We start from the raw sequence: 15,847 nt of genomic DNA, 5'->3' as shown, positions 1-15,847 counted from the left end.
CAAACATTTCTTATTACAAGGATACACATTATGAAAAAAGTTCTCTTACCTGCCCTTTTGGCTGCTTCACTCAGCGCATGTACAGTCGGCACGCCCGGCGTTTCCGTCGGCTTAGGCGTCGGCACCAGCATCGGCCGCCACGTCGGCTTGGGCACATCCATCAACATCCCTGTCGGCTTGGACAAAACCAAAACCACCAAAGATACGGATTCGGACAGCATCCGCATCACAGAAGAACAAATCGTGACCTATTTTGATGCGCACGGCACACCCAGCAACAGCGCAGTCAAAGGCGGCTTCCATCGCCAACTGATCAGCAAACGCAACAATGAATACGTTGTCCAAGACTTTTACAGCGACAACAGCCAAAAACGCACAGACCCCTACATCCTCAGCCGCAACCAACTGATGCAGTTCCGCGCCACGCCAAGCAACGGCTCATTAACCACTTACGCCTACAACGGTACGGTAATGCAGCAGCAAGTGTTCCAAAATGGCAAATTGGTTAACGCCAAATACTAAAGGCCGTCTGAAACGGCTGGAAAGCATGTGAAACTTGATTACAAAATGTTTTTAACATTCAAACATTTGAAATATTTTGCACCATTTTCTTAAAAATATTGATTGACACATTTTTTCCAGCCATTATAATACGCCCCATTCCCCGATAGCTCAGTCGGTAGAGCGACGGACTGTTAATCCGCAGGTCCCTGGTTCGAGCCCAGGTCGGGGAGCCAAATTTAAAAAGCCTGAACTTCTGTTCAGGCTTTTTTACATCAATAAGGAACGATTGTTCTTTCCCAAAGAAAGCCCTGCATCCTCATGAGACCTTTGCAAAGGCCTCTATCTGCCAAACTGGCACGCCTTGCGCCCTACCCGCTTCGTTTGGCGAACAGGCGCAAACAGCCCGAAACCTTTTGTCAATCAGGTTTTGGGCTGTTTTGCTTTTGAATAAGCGGTATAGTGGATTAAATTTAAATCAGGACAAGGCGACGAAGCCGCAGACAGTACAGATAGTACAGACAGTACAGACAGTACAGACAGTACAGACAGTACAGACAGTACAGACAGTACAGACAGTACAGACAGTACAGACAGTACAGATAGTACAGATAGTACAGATAGTACAGATAGTACAGATAGTACGGAACCGATTCACTTGGTGCTTCAGCACCTTAGAGAATCGTTCTCTTTGAGCTAAGGCGAGGCAACGCCGTACTGGTTTAAAGTTAATCCACTATATCTTTTCAGACGACCTTGTCCATCAAACTTGACACATCATTTCACACACGGATTGTCTAAAACGACCGAGACATTGCGTTCGGCTTTGTTCATATAAGTCATGTGGACTTTCTTGCCTTTGAACTCTGCTTCGACGACGGATTCCAACGAGGCAACATCTTGAGAGAAGCTGAATTTTTTATCGTTTGCAGCAATGAATTTGACGGGTTTGTCGCGGAACAGCGAGTAGAACGACACACCTTTATTATCTGCGGTCACGGCGCATTGCGTTTTGCTGTCGGTGGCGATGACGGAGGAAAGTGTATGGGGCTTGTGTGTACGGTCGGCGAAAGTAGTGTAGGAATCATACGACCCAAAGCTGGTTCTTAATGCGAAGGTATTGCCAAGCCATTCATAGCTTGTCCTATCTTCGGGAAGATTTTTTTCGATGGCTTTTTTGCCTGCAAAGAAAGAGCATTCCTGGGTTTTGTGTTTGCAGACTTTTCTAACGCTGAACTGCTTGTCCGGAGAAGTAATGATGGTTGCGGCGGCAAAGCTGTTTGTGCTTGTTGCGGCGAATATACAACTTAAAAGAAGTGAGCGGATAGAAAGGGACGGTTTCATTTTGTTTGGTGTATCGGTTGGTTTTTATAGTGGATTAACTTTAAACCAGTACGGCAAGGCGAGGCAACGCCGTACTGGTTTAAAGTTAATCCACTATAATATTGGTTGAGCGGATTTGAATACAATAAACACTCAATATGCCTGCGGCGGAATAACTGCCGATATGTTGATTTCAATCTGCAAAACAGATAATACGAAGGCCGTCTGAAACTGATTTTTGGTGTTTCAGACGACCTTTGTTTGCTTTACGGCGCGAGTTTAGCGGAAGAAGTCGCCCATACCAGCAGGCAAGCCTTGGGTGAATGCACCCATGGTTTTATTGGTCGTTTCTTCGGCTTTTTCAGAAGCGGCATTGATAGCAGCCAATACCAAATCTTCCAACATTTCTTTGTCGTCAGCGGCCTCTTGAATCAAATCAGGGCTGATTTCAAGTTTGCGGACAACGTGCGAACACGTCATCACAACTTTCACCAAACCATTGCCTGCTTCGCCTTCAACTTCGGTTTCAGCCAGCTTGGCTTGTGCCTTTTTCATGTTTTCCTGCATTTGTTGAGCCTGTTTCATCAGGCCGCCTAATCCGGCTTTTCCGAACATATTTTACTCCTATGGGTTTGAATAAATGGGTTTCACTCATGCCGTCTGAAAACGCTATTGCCTTTCAGACGGCCTTGTATATCAGTATTTTAAGAATGTCCTGCCAACTCTAAAGAATCCGGCAGCCATTGTGCTTCAAAGGTTTGCAAGATTTTCTGCGCCGTTGTATCCGCTTCCAGCAAATCTTGCGCCTGCTGCCGCCCTTCTTCTTGAATACGTTTGCGGCGCATAACCGGCGTTTCCCAGCCTTTATCATCCTGCCAAGGCTCGGTTTGCAGCCTTAAATTGCCAAGATGGTATGCCTCGCTCAACGTCTGGCAGATTTTATCCAGTCGCTCTTTATTGGCAGTCGCTTTGGCCTCATCCGTCAACGACAGCATGATTAAACCTGCTTCCGCATCATAACTTGTCCATGCCGCATTTTGTGCCAACATCTGCGCCGCGCCTAATTTACGGGCGAAGCGTTCGATAATGCTGTGCCAATTCTCAGTTTTAAACTCAGGCAAAGGAGCGAACTGAAGCTCTTCTTCATCCCCCTCCTCTTCTTCAGTCTCAGCAGACTCAACCGGCTGCGGTACTTCCATCACATCAGCACCGTGTGAATCTTCATATGTATATGCTTCATCAAAATACGGAGGTGGAATTTCCTCATTCATGTGCGGATATTCTTCCGGCTCAGGGGCCGTCTGAACTTTTGCAACAGGCAATGTCTCCGCAGTTTCTTGTATCTGCGCCGTTTTTGTTTGAGGCGTTTCGTCCGATACTTGGCTCGGCATTTCCTCCCAAGGTGGTACATCCGCCTGTTGTTGAGCAGACTGAATAGTTTCTTCAGACGGCCTTTCAACGGTATCCTGTTTGCTTAGAACAGCTTCTTTCTCAACCGCCGGTGCTGCTATCGGCTCAGATTTCGGCAGCTGAAAAGGCTTTTTTTCGGCCTCAGCTTTCTGATGATCGGAATGCAAATCCGTGTGTTCAATCTGACTTTGCGTATCACAACCCGAAGCGGCCAACGGCGCAAATGCAAGCATGCGCAAAAGCGTCATAACAAAACCGGCATACTCGTCCGGAGCCAGCGGCAAATCCTGTTTGCCATGAATAGCACATTGATAATAAAGCTGAATCTGCTCGCCACTAAAAGCCTGACTTAATCGCAGCAAAGTTTCACGTTCAGGGTCGTCATTCGCTAAGGCGGAAGGAATGGTTTGAATCAAAGCCAAACGTTGCAACAGCATGGCCAATTCTGCCAATGCGCTGTCAAAACCAATCGCTCTGGCAGACATTTCCTGAGCTTTTTCCAGCAAGGCCTCACCGTTTTGATTGATGATTCCTTCAAGCAATTCAAACAAGTATTGTTTATCGACCGCTCCGATCATTTGGCGGACATCTTGTTCGGCCACTTTACCCGACCCCATGGCAATCGCCTGATCCAAAAGGCTCAACGCATCGCGCATCGAGCCGGCGGCGGCACGTCCTAAAAGCTGCAAAGCCTGCGGCTGATAAGGAACGTTTTCACGATCCAAGACATGTGCCAAATGCTCGGCAACCTGCTGGGTTGTCATGTTGCGCAAAACAAACTGCAGACAACGGCTCAATACGGTAATGGGGACTTTGTGCGGATCGGTGGTCGCCAAAATAAATTTAACGTGCTCAGGCGGCTCTTCCAAAGTCTTCAGCATGGCATTGAACGCGCTTTTGGAAAGCATATGCACTTCGTCGATGATATAGACTTTGTATTTACCCGCAGTAGGCGCATATTGTGCGTTTTCCAACACTTCACGGATATTGTCGATACCGGTATTCGATGCTGCGTCAATTTCCAATAAATCCACATAACGGCCGCTGTCGATTTGCGTACAGCTTTCACACTGACCGCATGGTTCGCCATGCACGGCATTTTCGCAGTTCAAGCTCTTGGCCAAAATCCTGGCAATCGTGGTCTTGCCCACACCGCGCGTCCCTGTCAGCAGATAGGCATGGTGCAGACGGCCTTCGTCCAGCGCGTTGCGCAGGGCTTTGACGACGTGTTCCTGACCGACCAAATCGGCAAAGGTTTTCGGACGCCATTTTCGTGCAAGAACTTGATAAGCCATGTTGTTTCTCTACGGGAAATAAATAGGAAGGCCGTCTGAAAAGAATTATCCGCTCTTCAGACGGCCTCAGAAAATGGCATATATTCTAGCATTTTTTTGATTTTTATTAAGGATTTTCTATCAAGCTGGCAGCGACAGCATGTCATCGCAATGTTAGAATGCTACACAAATAATAACCAAGTTAAAGCTAAAATCATTATGTCTGAAATCATACTACGCAACCAATCAGCCACCATACAAGTCAACACAATGGGCGGATATATTGATTCCCTGATTTTAAAAGGGCGGGAGATCTTGTTTCCGAAAACCATCGTTCAAGTCGCCAATGACACAAAATTACGCAGCGGCATGCATGTCTGCTTGCCCCAATTCGGACCGGACAGCAAAAATCATCTGGCCCAACATGGTTTCGGCAGAACTTCAGACTGGGAAATCCGCCATCAAAATGAATCGGATATCGGCTTGAAATTAATCAGCACAGAAAAAGGCTATGAACACGTCGAATGGTTGCTCGATTACAGTCTGCCTCACGAAAATGAAGCCATCGCCATCCTAACCGTCTGCAATTACGGCGAATCGCCCGTCCGCACATCCCCAGGATTCCACCCCTACTTTACCGCCGCCGGCACACAATTTGATTTCAACGGTGCGCCATACGATGTCGACTATATCTCCCATACCGAATTTGTTTCCTCCAATCAAGATGCACACGTTGCATTTGACGGCTTGAAACTGGATATCCGCACCCACAATCTGCCTGTGTATGCCCTCTGGAGCGATCGAAACGGCCAATATACTTGTGCAGAGCCAACCGCAGAAGGCAATGCATTTTTATCCCCTCCACGAGGCGGACAGTTTGTTTCAGGGCACAGCAAAAAACGTTACGCCATGAAAATCAGACTGATGGCTTAAAATGTTCTGCAAAGTCATAAATACTTAAAAACCACCCCAAAGGGTGGTTTTCTTATGGCTTACAGGCCATTGTTATTGATTGCATTTGCAATATCGCGCACCGCTGTTACATACATGCGGCTGTGGTTGTATTGCCATACTGTGTAGAAGTTATTCAGGCCCAAATAGTATTCAAATACGCCCGGGCTGGTTTCCAAAGCATACAATACAGCCTTTTCATTATCCGCAACAGCAGCTTGAGGCACGACACCCAAGGCTTTGAAATCTGCGACAGTGCGTGTCAAAGCTGTTTTCTCATCGATAATCGCCTGCAAGTGCGGAGTAATCGTCAGACTTACCGGCACAACCATCTTGCCGCCTGTCTGCCAGCCATGCTGTTTCATATAATTGGCGACAGAAGCTGCCACATCGCCGACATTATTCCAAATATCGCGATGACCATCACCATCATAGTCTACCGCCCATTTACGGTAGCTTGAAGGCATAAATTGCGGCATACCCATTGCACCGGCATAGCTGCCTTTGAAGTCAAAGACATTTTCTTTTTCTTCTTTTGCCATCTGCAAAAGTTCGCTCAACTCGTTTTGGAAGAACTCGGCACGGCGTGGATAATCAAAGGCCAATGTACTCAAGGCATCGGCAACGCGGAAGCTGCCCGTATTTTTGCCGTAATTGGTTTCGATACCGAGAATCGCCACAATCAATTCGGCAGGTACGCCGTATTTGCGTGCCACATCATCGATTACGGCACGGTTTGCCGCATAGAATTGTCTACCACCATTAAATTTGACCGCACCAGAGTTACCGGTGCGGAATTCATACCAAGGACGCGAAGTGCTTGGGCGGTACATAATGGTAATAATGTTGCCTTTATACACCACGCCATTAAAGAAATTGCGCAATTCTTGCGCACTGAAACGGCGGTTTTTCACTTCATATTGGATAAACTGCTGAACATTGACGTTCTCATTGAAACCGCTGCTGGCAACAGATTCAGCCGCAGCATCAAATACAGGGCGTTTTGCAGAAGAAACAGGCTCAACCGGTTTTGCCGTATCAACAGCAGGCTTTTGCGGGGTACTACATGAAGCCAGAGCCAAAGCAGCCAGACCCATCCCAAAGATTTTGATTTTATTCATAAATAATCTCTTTATTAAAATACTATGATAAATCCGAATACAAAAGAATATTCGTCCAACACATCATCTTTCTATGCCAACTGCCATACTTTTTAATCAGCCAAAAATATAAACAACTCGGCACTGATTTGCTTCGGCTCAAGCACATAGACAAGGCCGTCTGAAATCCAAGGAAACCCTTGATTTTCAGACGGCCTTGAATGAATCAATTACTCAGCGGCTGCAACAACAGCAACGGTAATTTTAGCAACAGCATCAGTATGCAGAGCCACTTCCACTTCGTATTCGCCAACAGCTTTCAAAGGACCGTTAGGCAGACGTACGTTTGCTTTAGCAGCTTGGATACCGGCAGCAACAATCGCTTCAGCGATGTCGGCATTGGTAACAGAACCGAACAGACGACCATCAACACCGGCTTTTTGAGCAACAGTAATGGTTTGGCCTTCCAGTTTTTCTTGACGTGCTTTAGCATCAGCCAAGATTTCAGCTTGTTTGGCTTCCAATTCAGCGCGGCGTGCTTCGAATTCTTTCATGTTAGCTTCGGTTGCACGTTTTGCTTTACCGGCAGGGATCAGGAAGTTGCGTGCGTAACCGTTTTTAACGGTAACGATGTCACCCAAGTTACCCAGACCGCCGATTTTTTCTAACAGAATAATTTGCATGATTTAAACTCCAAAATTATTTGTGTTGATCGGTGTAAGGCAACAGAGCCAGGAAACGGGCACGTTTCACAGCAGTAGCCAACTGACGTTGGTAGTGTGCTTTAGTACCAGTAATGCGGGCAGGGATGATTTTGCCGTTTTCAGAGATGAAGTCTTTCAACAAATCAACTTGTTTGTAATCAACTTCTTGGATTTTTTCAGCCGTAAAGCGGCAGAATTTTCTACGTTTGAATGATTGACGAGCCATTGTCGTTTAACCTTTATATTCTTTAATGTTCTGTATGCGTAGTACCGGCTTGGGGAAGCGTTGGCTGCGTTGCGCCAAAAAACCTTCCGATTCGATGATAGCATCTTGCCGATACTGCCATTCCTCAGCCTGCTTACCTAAAATCCGCGCAGGGATTTCAAATTTGACCAGACATTTCTGTCCGTTTTCTTCCTGCCAAGACTCATGTTGCAACACAACATCTAAAACAGGAACCCCTGCCGGCGTATATCTCAAAGGCTGGACCTGCAAGATACGGGCGGTAAGCTTAATCAGATTGTTCAATCTTATTCGGCTGCTGCAACTTCTTCAGCTGCACCGTTCAGCAAGTTTTTTGCTTTTTCGCCGCCCAGCATTGGGGAAGCTTCAGTTACAGCGTGTTTTGTTTTGATGGTCAGGTGACGCAGTACGGCATCATTGAAGCGGAAAGCAGTTTCCAGCTCTTCAACCACTTCAGGAGTAGTTTCGATATTCATCAAAACATAGTGTGCTTTGTGGATTTTGTTGATTGGGTAAGCCAATTGACGACGGCCCCAGTCTTCCAAACGGTGGATTTTACCGCTGGCTTCAGTAATCATGGTTTTGTAACGCTCAACCATAGCAGGCACTTGCTCGCTTTGATCAGGATGAACGATAAACACGATCTCGTAATGACGCATGTTATCTCCTTATGGATGATTAAAAACAGCCTTTCACCATGCGAAGTAAAAGGCAAGGCAAAGAGGCTGAATTTTATCCGCATTTCTTAAAAAATACAAGTCTAAATTCAAAATCCACTTTCTTTTCAATTAAAAAACAACATTAGGCCTTATGGTTATTTCCTAGCAAACCACTCAACTATCTGCCAAAAATCTGCTAAAATCTGCCCCATCCTAATAAATACAGCATCAGAAGGCACACAATCATGGCTCTTTTGCAGATTTCAGAACCCGGCATGTCCGCCGCCCCCCATCAACACCGCCTCGCCGTAGGCATTGATTTAGGCACAACCAATAGCTTGGTTGCCACAGTCCGCAGCGGCAGCGCAGTCTGCCTGCCCGATTCAGACGGCCGTGCCACCCTGCCTTCGGTTGTCCGTTATTTAGATGGTGAAGTTGAAGTCGGCAAAAACGCCCTTTCTGCCCAAAAAACCGATCCGCTAAATACAGTCAGCTCCGCCAAACGCCTGATCGGCCGCACCCTTACCGACCTTGCACAAGAGGCGCAATACCTGCCCTACCGGTTCACGCCCAATGAGCGCGTGGTCGAGTTAAACACCCGTCAAGGTGCGAAAACGCCTATCGAAGTATCGGCAGAAATCCTCAAAGCCCTCAAATCTCGTGCTGAAGAAACATTGGGCGGTGATTTGGTTGGTGCCGTCATTACCGTTCCCGCTTATTTTGATGATGCCCAACGTCAAGCCACCAAAGATGCCGCGCGCTTAGCAGGTTTGAATGTCTTGCGCCTCCTTAACGAACCGACCGCCGCCGCAATCGCCTACGGACTGGACAACGCCTCAGAAGGCACGTTTGTCGTTTATGACTTGGGTGGCGGCACATTCGACGTATCCGTATTGCAACTGACCAAAGGCCTGTTTGAAGTGAAAGCCATCGGCGGCAACAGCGCATTGGGCGGCGACGACTTTGATCATCGTTTGTTCTGCTACTTGCTTGAACAAAACGACCTCTCCAAACTCAATGAACAAGACAGCCAACTTCTGCTTTCCCTTGTCCGTACTGCCAAAGAAAAACTGACCACTCAAACCGAAGCCGTCATCGAAACCACACTTTCAGACGGCCATAAAGTTCATACCGTCATTACCCGCCAAGAGTTTCACAACCTGACCCAAAATCTAGTACAAAAAACCATCGAGCCCGTCAAACAGGCTTTGAAAGATGCCGGCGTAACCAAGGCAGATGTCAAAGGCGTAATTATGGTTGGTGGCTCTACCCGTATGTTGCACGTTCAACAAGCAGTTGCCACATTCTTTGGTCAAACTCCGCTGAATAACCTCAATCCTGACGAAGTGGTCGCACTCGGTGCCGCCATACAGGCAAACGTCCTTGCAGGCAACAAAACCGACGGCGAATGGCTGCTGCTGGACGTTACCCCTTTGTCGCTCGGTTTGGAAACCTACGGTGGTCTAGCCGAAAAAATTATCCCGCGCAACTCCACCATTCCTACCGCACGCGCGCAGGACTTCACCACTTTCAAAGACGGTCAAACCGCCATGACGATACACGTCGTACAAGGCGAGCGCGAACTCGTTTCCGACTGCCGCAGCCTTGCCAAATTTACCCTGCGCGGCATTCCGCCCATGGCCGCAGGCGCAGCGCGTATCCGCGTGACCTTCCAAGTTGATGCCGACGGATTGCTGTCCGTTTCAGCACAAGAACAAAGCACCGGCGTACAGGCGCAAATCGAAGTCAAACCTTCCTACGGCTTGGACGACAGCACCATCACCCAAATGCTCAAAGACAGCATGAGCAACGCCGCAGAAGACATGGCCGCACGCGCACGCGCCGAAGCCGTAGTCGAAGCCGAAAGCCTGACCGACGCCGTCAATGCCGCCCTTGAATTGGATAGCGACTTATTGGAAGCCGAAGAATTGCAACAGATTCAACAAGACATTGCCGACTTGCAAGGTCGTCTGAAAAACGGCAAAGCCGAAGACATCCGCTCCGCCGTCGCCAAACTCAGCCACAGCACCGATAACTTCGCCGCCAAGCGCATGAACCGCAACATCCAACGTGCGCTGACAGGTCAAAGCGTTGATAATATTTGATGCCTAAACAGTTTCAGACGGCCTCGAAAGATACAAAGGTCGTCTATCTAATATCCAAAAACCGAAACGATTTCTTTTATGAGACTCTGGCATCAAACCCTTATCCCCCTACTCCCCCGCGCCCAGCTTTTGGGGCAGCATCGCGAATGCGCCGCTTTACGCGGGGCAGGCTGGGGCAAGCCGCATGCGACGGTTAATTACGTTTTTACCCATTCGCCCTACAAACTCTATCTGTATCACACGTTGATTATGAAAGAGATGGAAAAGCGCGGCTACAAGCCTGACGTTTTATGGAAAGACCCGCTGTATCGCGGCAAAGTGGTTGCCCCTTATGCCGCACATGATACCGAAGCCGCCGATTCTCCGATTTACCCCGAACACGATGATGCTTATTTAGATGAATGCTTGGAAAACCTAAAAAGTAAAGGCATCATGTTATAAACCCATTTTTCAGACGGCCTGAATATTGAATATCCAAGGCCGTCTGAAACCACTTTGAACCACAACCACTCTTAAACAACCGAGACAATAAAAATGCCAAAAATTACCGTACTCCCGCACGCGACATTATGCCCCGAAGGCGCGGTTATCGAAGATGCACCAGAAGGCCAAACCGTCCTTGACGTACTGCTCGACCACGATATCGAAGTCGATCATGCCTGCGAAAAATCATGCGCCTGCACAACCTGCCACGTGATTATCCGCAAAGGTTTTGACAGCCTGGAAGAACCGACCGAATTGGAAGAAGACCTGCTCGACCAAGCATGGGGCTTGGAAGCTGATTCACGTTTGAGCTGTCAGGCAGTCGTTGCCGACGAAGATTTGGTGGTGGAAATCCCAAAATATACGATCAACCACGCGCGTGAAGACCACTAGAACAAGGCTTAATGAAAAAGGCCGTCTGAAACCACAAATTCATGGTTTTCAGACGGCCTTTTGGTTATGCAGCAAATTATTTGATATGAGGAAAAATAAAACGCATACGGGAAATCTGCATAGCGGCCACTTTCTGCGTGGCGGAGTAATTTTCGATTTTTTCTTGCATTCTGATTTGATGCAGATTGCCGTTATGCTTAGGAGCAGATTTTTGAGGCTCGCTTGTCGCCTGTAACTCTTGCTCTGTTTTCAACGCTTCCTCTGCCTCGATGGCCGAAAGTGCAGCCTCATCTCTTACCAAACCGAAACGCTCGATAATGACATTGGCTTCATCTATATAATGAGATTTGTCCGCGCCATTTTCCAACACCGCATCTTCAAGCACGACCGACAAATGCTTGCCGCAATTTTCGATACGCTCTGCGATACGCGAATAAACCATCCAACGTTTCAGCCTCAACGCGCCTGCATCGTCATTGGGTGAAGCGGCATCCAGTTTAATCAAACCATAATGCTTGCCGTAATACAGACGAAACACCAGCTGCTTCAAACCTTCTGTTTCGTCCAGCATCCGATAAAATTCGCGAACCAACAACAGCAAACGGTCAAATGCGTCTGCTTTGGCCAGATACTCTGAATCATCTGAAGCAAGCGCGTAAATCAGTTTGGACAATTTGGCGTTGAGTGCGTTATTCATCATTTTTCCTTTTATTTTTACGTGATGGATTTCGTATTAAGAGCCGTTCCAGATGATTTGGTTGCATTGGGATAATGTAAATTATTCATGCGCAAACCATCATTAAAAACGGAATAAAATATATAAAACGGCAAATTCAAAGCGAATGTGCCGTAGTTTTTAAGTGCCGTGCTGTATTTTAACGCAAATATGCTATTTTGTTAAAAAATACCCGCATTATTTATATCCGCATCTACAGTAAAACATTCTGGCAGTCCGCCTACTTCTTGATTAAAATGTTCACCAACAGCCTAAAGACCAAATAAAGGAACACATCATGAAATGGACAGATACCCAACGCATCGCCGAAGAACTCTACGACTTACACGGCGACAGCATCGATCCGAAAACCGTACGCTTTACCCAATTGCGTGATCTGATTATGGCTTTGCCTGAATTTGACGATGATCCGGCGCGTTGCGGCGAGCGCATTCTCGAAGCCGTACAACAAGCATGGATAGATGAAGCAGAATAAGCTTTCTTCCCCTTCCTATCAAACAAGACCTTAGGCTGTTTTTTCAGACAGCCTGAGGTCTTTATTAAATCTATTCATACAATTTCGGAAAATTTCGAAATTGACTCATACTGACCTCAAATTTATTATGCAGTCTGACAACAAATAAAAGATATGCAGAAGGTGCATAAGCATGAATCACGCTAGAGAAATTAACGCATTAAATCACAGCCTTTCCGATTTGAAAGGCGACATCAACGTTTCATTCGAATTTTTCCCGCCGAAAAACGAACAAATGGAAACCATGTTATGGGATTCCATCCATCGCCTGCAAACCTTGCACCCGAAATTTGTTTCCGTAACTTACGGTGCAAACTCAGGCGAACGCGACCGCACACACGGCATTGTTAAACGCATCAAACAAGAAACCGGCCTTGAAGCCGCCCCTCACTTGACCGGTATCGATGCCAACCCTGACGAGTTGCGTCAAATTGCCAAAGACTATTGGGACAGCGGTATCCGCCGCATCGTTGCCCTGCGTGGCGACGAGCCGCCCGGCTACGAGAAAAAACCTTTCTATGCCGAAGATTTGGTCAAACTGTTGCGCTCCGTTGCCGACTTCGATATTTCCGTAGCGGCCTATCCTGAGGTGCACCCGGAAGCCAAATCTGCCCAAGCGGACTTGATCAATCTGAAACGCAAAATCGATGCGGGTGCAAACCACGTTATCACCCAATTCTTCTTCGACGTAGAAAGCTATCTGCGCTTCCGCGACCGTTGCGTGATGATGGGCATCGACGTTGAAATCGTTCCCGGTATCCTGCCTGTAACCAATTTCAAACAATTGGCCAAAATGGCCCAAGTGACCAACGTCAAAATCCCAAGCTGGCTGTCTAAAATGTACGAAGGTTTGGATGACGACCAAGGCACGCGCAACCTTGTTGCCGCCAGCATCGCCATCGACATGGTCAAAGTCCTCTCTCGCGAAGGTGTCAAAGACTTCCACTTCTACACCCTCAACCGCAGCGAACTGACTTACGCCATCTGCCATATTTTGGGTGTACGTCCCCGTTAATAAAACAGACGGCCTCCCCATTCTGATTTACAATATCGAACATTCAGGCCATACCGGCCTGATTAAAAATTCCAACTAGGAGAGTTAACATGACAACATTGCATTTTTCAGGCTTCCCGCGCGTCGGTGCCTTCCGCGAATTGAAATTCGCACAAGAAAAATACTGGCGCAAAGAAATCAGCGAGCAAGAATTGCTGGCTGTTGCTAAAGACTTGCGCGAGAAAAACTGGAAACACCAAGCTGCTGCCAACGCTGATTTCGTTGCTGCAGGCGATTTCACTTTCTACGACCACATCCTCGACCTGCAAGTTGCCACCGGTGCCATCCCTGCCCGTTTCGGCTTCGACAGCCAAAATCTGTCTTTGGAACAATTCTTCCAACTGGCCCGTGGTAACAAAGACCAATTCGCTATCGAAATGACCAAATGGTTCGACACCAACTACCACTACTTGGTGCCTGAATTCCACGCCGATACCGAATTCAAAGCCAACGCCAAACACTACGTTCAACAACTGCAAGAAGCCCAAGCTTTGGGCCTGAAAGCCAAACCGACCGTTGTGGGTCCGTTGACTTTCCTGTGGGTTGGTAAAGAAAAAGGCGCTGTTGAATTCGACCGTCTGAGCCTGTTGCCTAAACTGTTGCCTGTTTACGTTGAAATCCTGACTGCTTTGGTTGAAGCCGGTGCCGAGTGGATTCAAATCGACGAGCCTGCATTGGCTGTTGACCTGCCTAAAGAATGGGTAGAAGCATACAAAGACGTTTACGCTACTTTGAGCAAAGTAAGCGCCAAAATCCTGTTGAGCACTTACTTCGGTTCTGTTGCCGAACACGCTGCTTTGCTGAAATCCCTGCCTGTTGACGGCCTGCACATCGACTTGGTACGCGCTCCTGAACAGCTGGACGCATTTGCTGACTACGACAAAGTTCTGTCTGCCGGCGTTATCGACGGCCGCAACATTTGGCGCGCTAACCTGAACAAAGTTTTGGAAACTGTTGAGCCTCTGCAAGCCAAACTGGGCGACCGTTTGTGGATCTCCAGCTCTTGCTCTCTGCTGCACACTCCATTTGACTTGTCAGTTGAAGAAAAACTGAAAGCTAACAAACCTGACCTGTACTCTTGGTTGGCATTTACCCTGCAAAAAACCCAAGAATTGCGCGTTCTGAAAGCTGCATTGAACGAAGGTCGTGATTCTGTTGCCGAAGAACTGGCTGCCAGCCAAGCTGCTGCCGACTCCCGTGCCAACAGCAGCGAAATCCACCGTGCAGACGTTGCCAAACGCCTGGCCGATTTGCCTGCCAACGCAGACCAACGCAAATCTCCATTTGCCGACCGTATCAAAGCGCAACAAGCATGGTTGAACTTGCCTCTGCTGCCGACTACCAACATCGGTTCTTTCCCACAAACTACCGAAATCCGCCAAGCACGCGCAGCCTTCAAAAAAGGCGAACTGTCTGCCGCCGATTACGAAGCCGCGATGAAAAAAGAAATCGCCTTGGTGGTTGAAGAGCAAGAAAAACTGGACTTGGACGTACTGGTACACGGCGAAGCTGAGCGTAACGACATGGTTGAATACTTCGGCGAACTGTTGAGCGGTTTTGCATTCACCCAATACGGCTGGGTACAAAGCTACGGCTCACGCTGCGTTAAACCACCTATCATCTTCGGTGACGTAAGCCGTCCTGAAGCCATGACCGTGGCTTGGTCTACTTACGCACAAAGCCTGACCAAACGCCCGATGAAAGGCATGTTGACCGGCCCTGTAACCATTCTGCAATGGTCTTTCGTCCGCAACGATATTCCTCGCTCTACTGTGTGCAAACAAATCGCACTGGCTTTGAACGACGAAGTATTGGATCTGGAAAAAGCAGGCATCAAAGTCATCCAAATCGACGAACCTGCCATCCGCGAAGGTCTGCCTTTGAAACGCGCCGATTGGGATGCCTACCTGAACTGGGCAGGCGAATCCTTCCGCCTGTCCTCTACCGGTTGCGAAGACAGCACACAAATCCACACTCATATGTGCTACTCCGAGTTCAACGACATCCTGCCTGCCATCGCAGCTATGGACGCCGACGTCATCACCATCGAGACTTCACGTTCCGACATGGAACTCTTGACCGCGTTCGGCGAATTCAAATACCCGAACGACATCGGCCCGGGCGTTTACGACATCCACAGCCCACGCGTACCGACAGAAGCTGAAGTTGAGCATCTGTTGCGCAAAGCCATCGAGGTTGTACCGGTTGAACGTCTGTGGGTTAACCCAGACTGCGGCCTGAAAACACGTGGCTGGAAAGAAACTCTGGAACAACTCCAAGTGATGATGAACGTAACCCACAAACTGCGTGCCGAACTGGCTAAATAATGTAAGTTAGATGAAAGGCCGTCTGAAAATTTTCAGACGGCCTTTTTTCTTTATCGATATTTAGACCAG

17 protein-coding genes and 1 tRNA gene are annotated in these 15,847 nt (G+C 47.9%); 9 read left to right on the top strand and 9 right to left on the bottom strand.

The window, feature by feature from the left end; all coding sequences use genetic code 11:
* The first annotated feature begins 30 nt into the window (after positions 1 to 30).
* The gene (locus O3660_RS08575; protein WP_049351599.1) at positions 31 to 522 is read left to right on the top strand and encodes a hypothetical protein; all 492 of its coding nucleotides are present in this window, start codon (positions 31 to 33) and stop codon (positions 520 to 522) included.
* 139 nt (positions 523 to 661) lie between these two features.
* Positions 662 to 737: transfer RNA gene (locus tag O3660_RS08570), tRNA-Asn, on the top strand.
* A gap of 541 nt (positions 738 to 1,278) precedes the next feature.
* Here the strand turns inward: O3660_RS08570 and O3660_RS08565 are convergent.
* The 3 genes from O3660_RS08565 to dnaX form a co-directional block, all read right to left on the bottom strand.
* On the bottom strand, positions 1,279 to 1,845 hold the full coding sequence (locus O3660_RS08565) for a hypothetical protein (RefSeq protein ID WP_049351598.1): 567 nt from the start codon (positions 1,843 to 1,845) through the stop codon (positions 1,279 to 1,281).
* A gap of 258 nt (positions 1,846 to 2,103) precedes the next feature.
* Positions 2,104 to 2,439, bottom strand: a complete 336-nt coding sequence (locus tag O3660_RS08560; protein ID WP_003678854.1) for a YbaB/EbfC family nucleoid-associated protein — start codon at positions 2,437 to 2,439, stop codon at positions 2,104 to 2,106.
* 89 nt (positions 2,440 to 2,528) lie between these two features.
* Positions 2,529 to 4,529: a DNA polymerase III subunit gamma/tau gene (gene dnaX / locus O3660_RS08555; protein WP_049351597.1), complete on the bottom strand. Its 2,001-nt coding sequence runs from the start codon at positions 4,527 to 4,529 to the stop codon at positions 2,529 to 2,531.
* A gap of 198 nt (positions 4,530 to 4,727) precedes the next feature.
* On the opposite strand from dnaX, the gene O3660_RS08550 reads away from it, so the two are divergent.
* Positions 4,728 to 5,441 carry an aldose epimerase gene (locus O3660_RS08550; RefSeq protein ID WP_049351596.1) on the top strand — a complete coding sequence of 238 codons (714 nt, stop codon included), beginning with the start codon at positions 4,728 to 4,730 and terminating at the stop codon, positions 5,439 to 5,441.
* A gap of 59 nt (positions 5,442 to 5,500) precedes the next feature.
* On the opposite strand, the gene mltB is transcribed toward O3660_RS08550, so the two are convergent.
* From mltB to rpsF, 5 genes are all read right to left on the bottom strand, one after another.
* A complete protein-coding gene (mltB, locus tag O3660_RS08545) occupies positions 5,501 to 6,580 on the bottom strand; it encodes a lytic murein transglycosylase B (RefSeq protein WP_371464838.1) in 1,080 nt (359 codons plus the stop codon).
* Positions 6,581 to 6,789: 209 nt separating this feature from the next.
* Positions 6,790 to 7,242: a 50S ribosomal protein L9 gene (rplI, locus tag O3660_RS08540; protein ID WP_003678862.1), complete on the bottom strand. Its 453-nt coding sequence runs from the start codon at positions 7,240 to 7,242 to the stop codon at positions 6,790 to 6,792.
* Positions 7,243 to 7,258: 16 nt separating this feature from the next.
* A complete protein-coding gene (rpsR, locus tag O3660_RS08535) occupies positions 7,259 to 7,489 on the bottom strand; it encodes a 30S ribosomal protein S18 (RefSeq protein ID WP_003678863.1) in 231 nt (76 codons plus the stop codon).
* A 6-nt stretch (positions 7,490 to 7,495) separates the two neighbouring features.
* On the bottom strand, positions 7,496 to 7,798 hold the full coding sequence (priB, locus tag O3660_RS08530; protein WP_193699280.1) for a primosomal replication protein N: 303 nt from the start codon (positions 7,796 to 7,798) through the stop codon (positions 7,496 to 7,498).
* On the bottom strand, positions 7,795 to 8,166 hold the full coding sequence (gene rpsF / locus O3660_RS08525; protein WP_003686150.1) for a 30S ribosomal protein S6: 372 nt from the start codon (positions 8,164 to 8,166) through the stop codon (positions 7,795 to 7,797). The genes priB and rpsF overlap by 4 nt, the downstream gene beginning before the upstream one ends.
* 245 nt (positions 8,167 to 8,411) lie before the next feature.
* Between rpsF and hscA the strand changes: the two genes are divergently transcribed.
* The 3 genes from hscA (at position 8,412) to fdx (ending at position 11,147) form a co-directional block, all read left to right on the top strand.
* A complete protein-coding gene (gene hscA, locus O3660_RS08520) occupies positions 8,412 to 10,271 on the top strand; it encodes a Fe-S protein assembly chaperone HscA (RefSeq protein ID WP_371464837.1) in 1,860 nt (619 codons plus the stop codon).
* Between the two features lie 78 nt (positions 10,272 to 10,349).
* On the top strand, positions 10,350 to 10,712 hold the full coding sequence (locus O3660_RS08515; RefSeq protein ID WP_049351593.1) for a TIGR02328 family protein: 363 nt from the start codon (positions 10,350 to 10,352) through the stop codon (positions 10,710 to 10,712).
* A gap of 93 nt (positions 10,713 to 10,805) precedes the next feature.
* Positions 10,806 to 11,147, top strand: coding sequence for an ISC system 2Fe-2S type ferredoxin (fdx, locus tag O3660_RS08510; RefSeq protein ID WP_003686005.1), 342 nt, complete (start codon positions 10,806 to 10,808; stop codon positions 11,145 to 11,147).
* Positions 11,148 to 11,223: 76 nt separating this feature from the next.
* Here the strand turns inward: fdx and O3660_RS08505 are convergent, their stop codons facing one another.
* Positions 11,224 to 11,844: a hypothetical protein gene (locus O3660_RS08505; RefSeq protein ID WP_049351592.1), complete on the bottom strand. Its 621-nt coding sequence runs from the start codon at positions 11,842 to 11,844 to the stop codon at positions 11,224 to 11,226.
* 316 nt (positions 11,845 to 12,160) lie between these two features.
* Between O3660_RS08505 and iscX the strand changes: the two genes are divergently transcribed.
* The 3 genes from iscX (at position 12,161) to metE (ending at position 15,778) form a co-directional block, all read left to right on the top strand.
* Positions 12,161 to 12,358: a Fe-S cluster assembly protein IscX gene (iscX, locus tag O3660_RS08500; RefSeq protein ID WP_003682097.1), complete on the top strand. Its 198-nt coding sequence runs from the start codon at positions 12,161 to 12,163 to the stop codon at positions 12,356 to 12,358.
* A 172-nt stretch (positions 12,359 to 12,530) separates the two neighbouring features.
* The gene (gene metF / locus O3660_RS08495) at positions 12,531 to 13,412 is read left to right on the top strand and encodes a methylenetetrahydrofolate reductase (protein WP_049351591.1); all 882 of its coding nucleotides are present in this window, start codon (positions 12,531 to 12,533) and stop codon (positions 13,410 to 13,412) included.
* An 89-nt stretch (positions 13,413 to 13,501) separates the two neighbouring features.
* A complete protein-coding gene (gene metE, locus O3660_RS08490) occupies positions 13,502 to 15,778 on the top strand; it encodes a 5-methyltetrahydropteroyltriglutamate--homocysteine S-methyltransferase (protein ID WP_314052196.1) in 2,277 nt (758 codons plus the stop codon).
* The last annotated feature ends 69 nt before the right edge of the window (positions 15,779 to 15,847 follow it).

Source organism: Neisseria sp. 27098_8_139 (assembly GCF_041433195.1).
GTDB lineage: Bacteria > Pseudomonadota > Gammaproteobacteria > Burkholderiales > Neisseriaceae > Neisseria > Neisseria subflava.
This window is presented reverse-complemented; position numbering and strand designations above follow the sequence as displayed.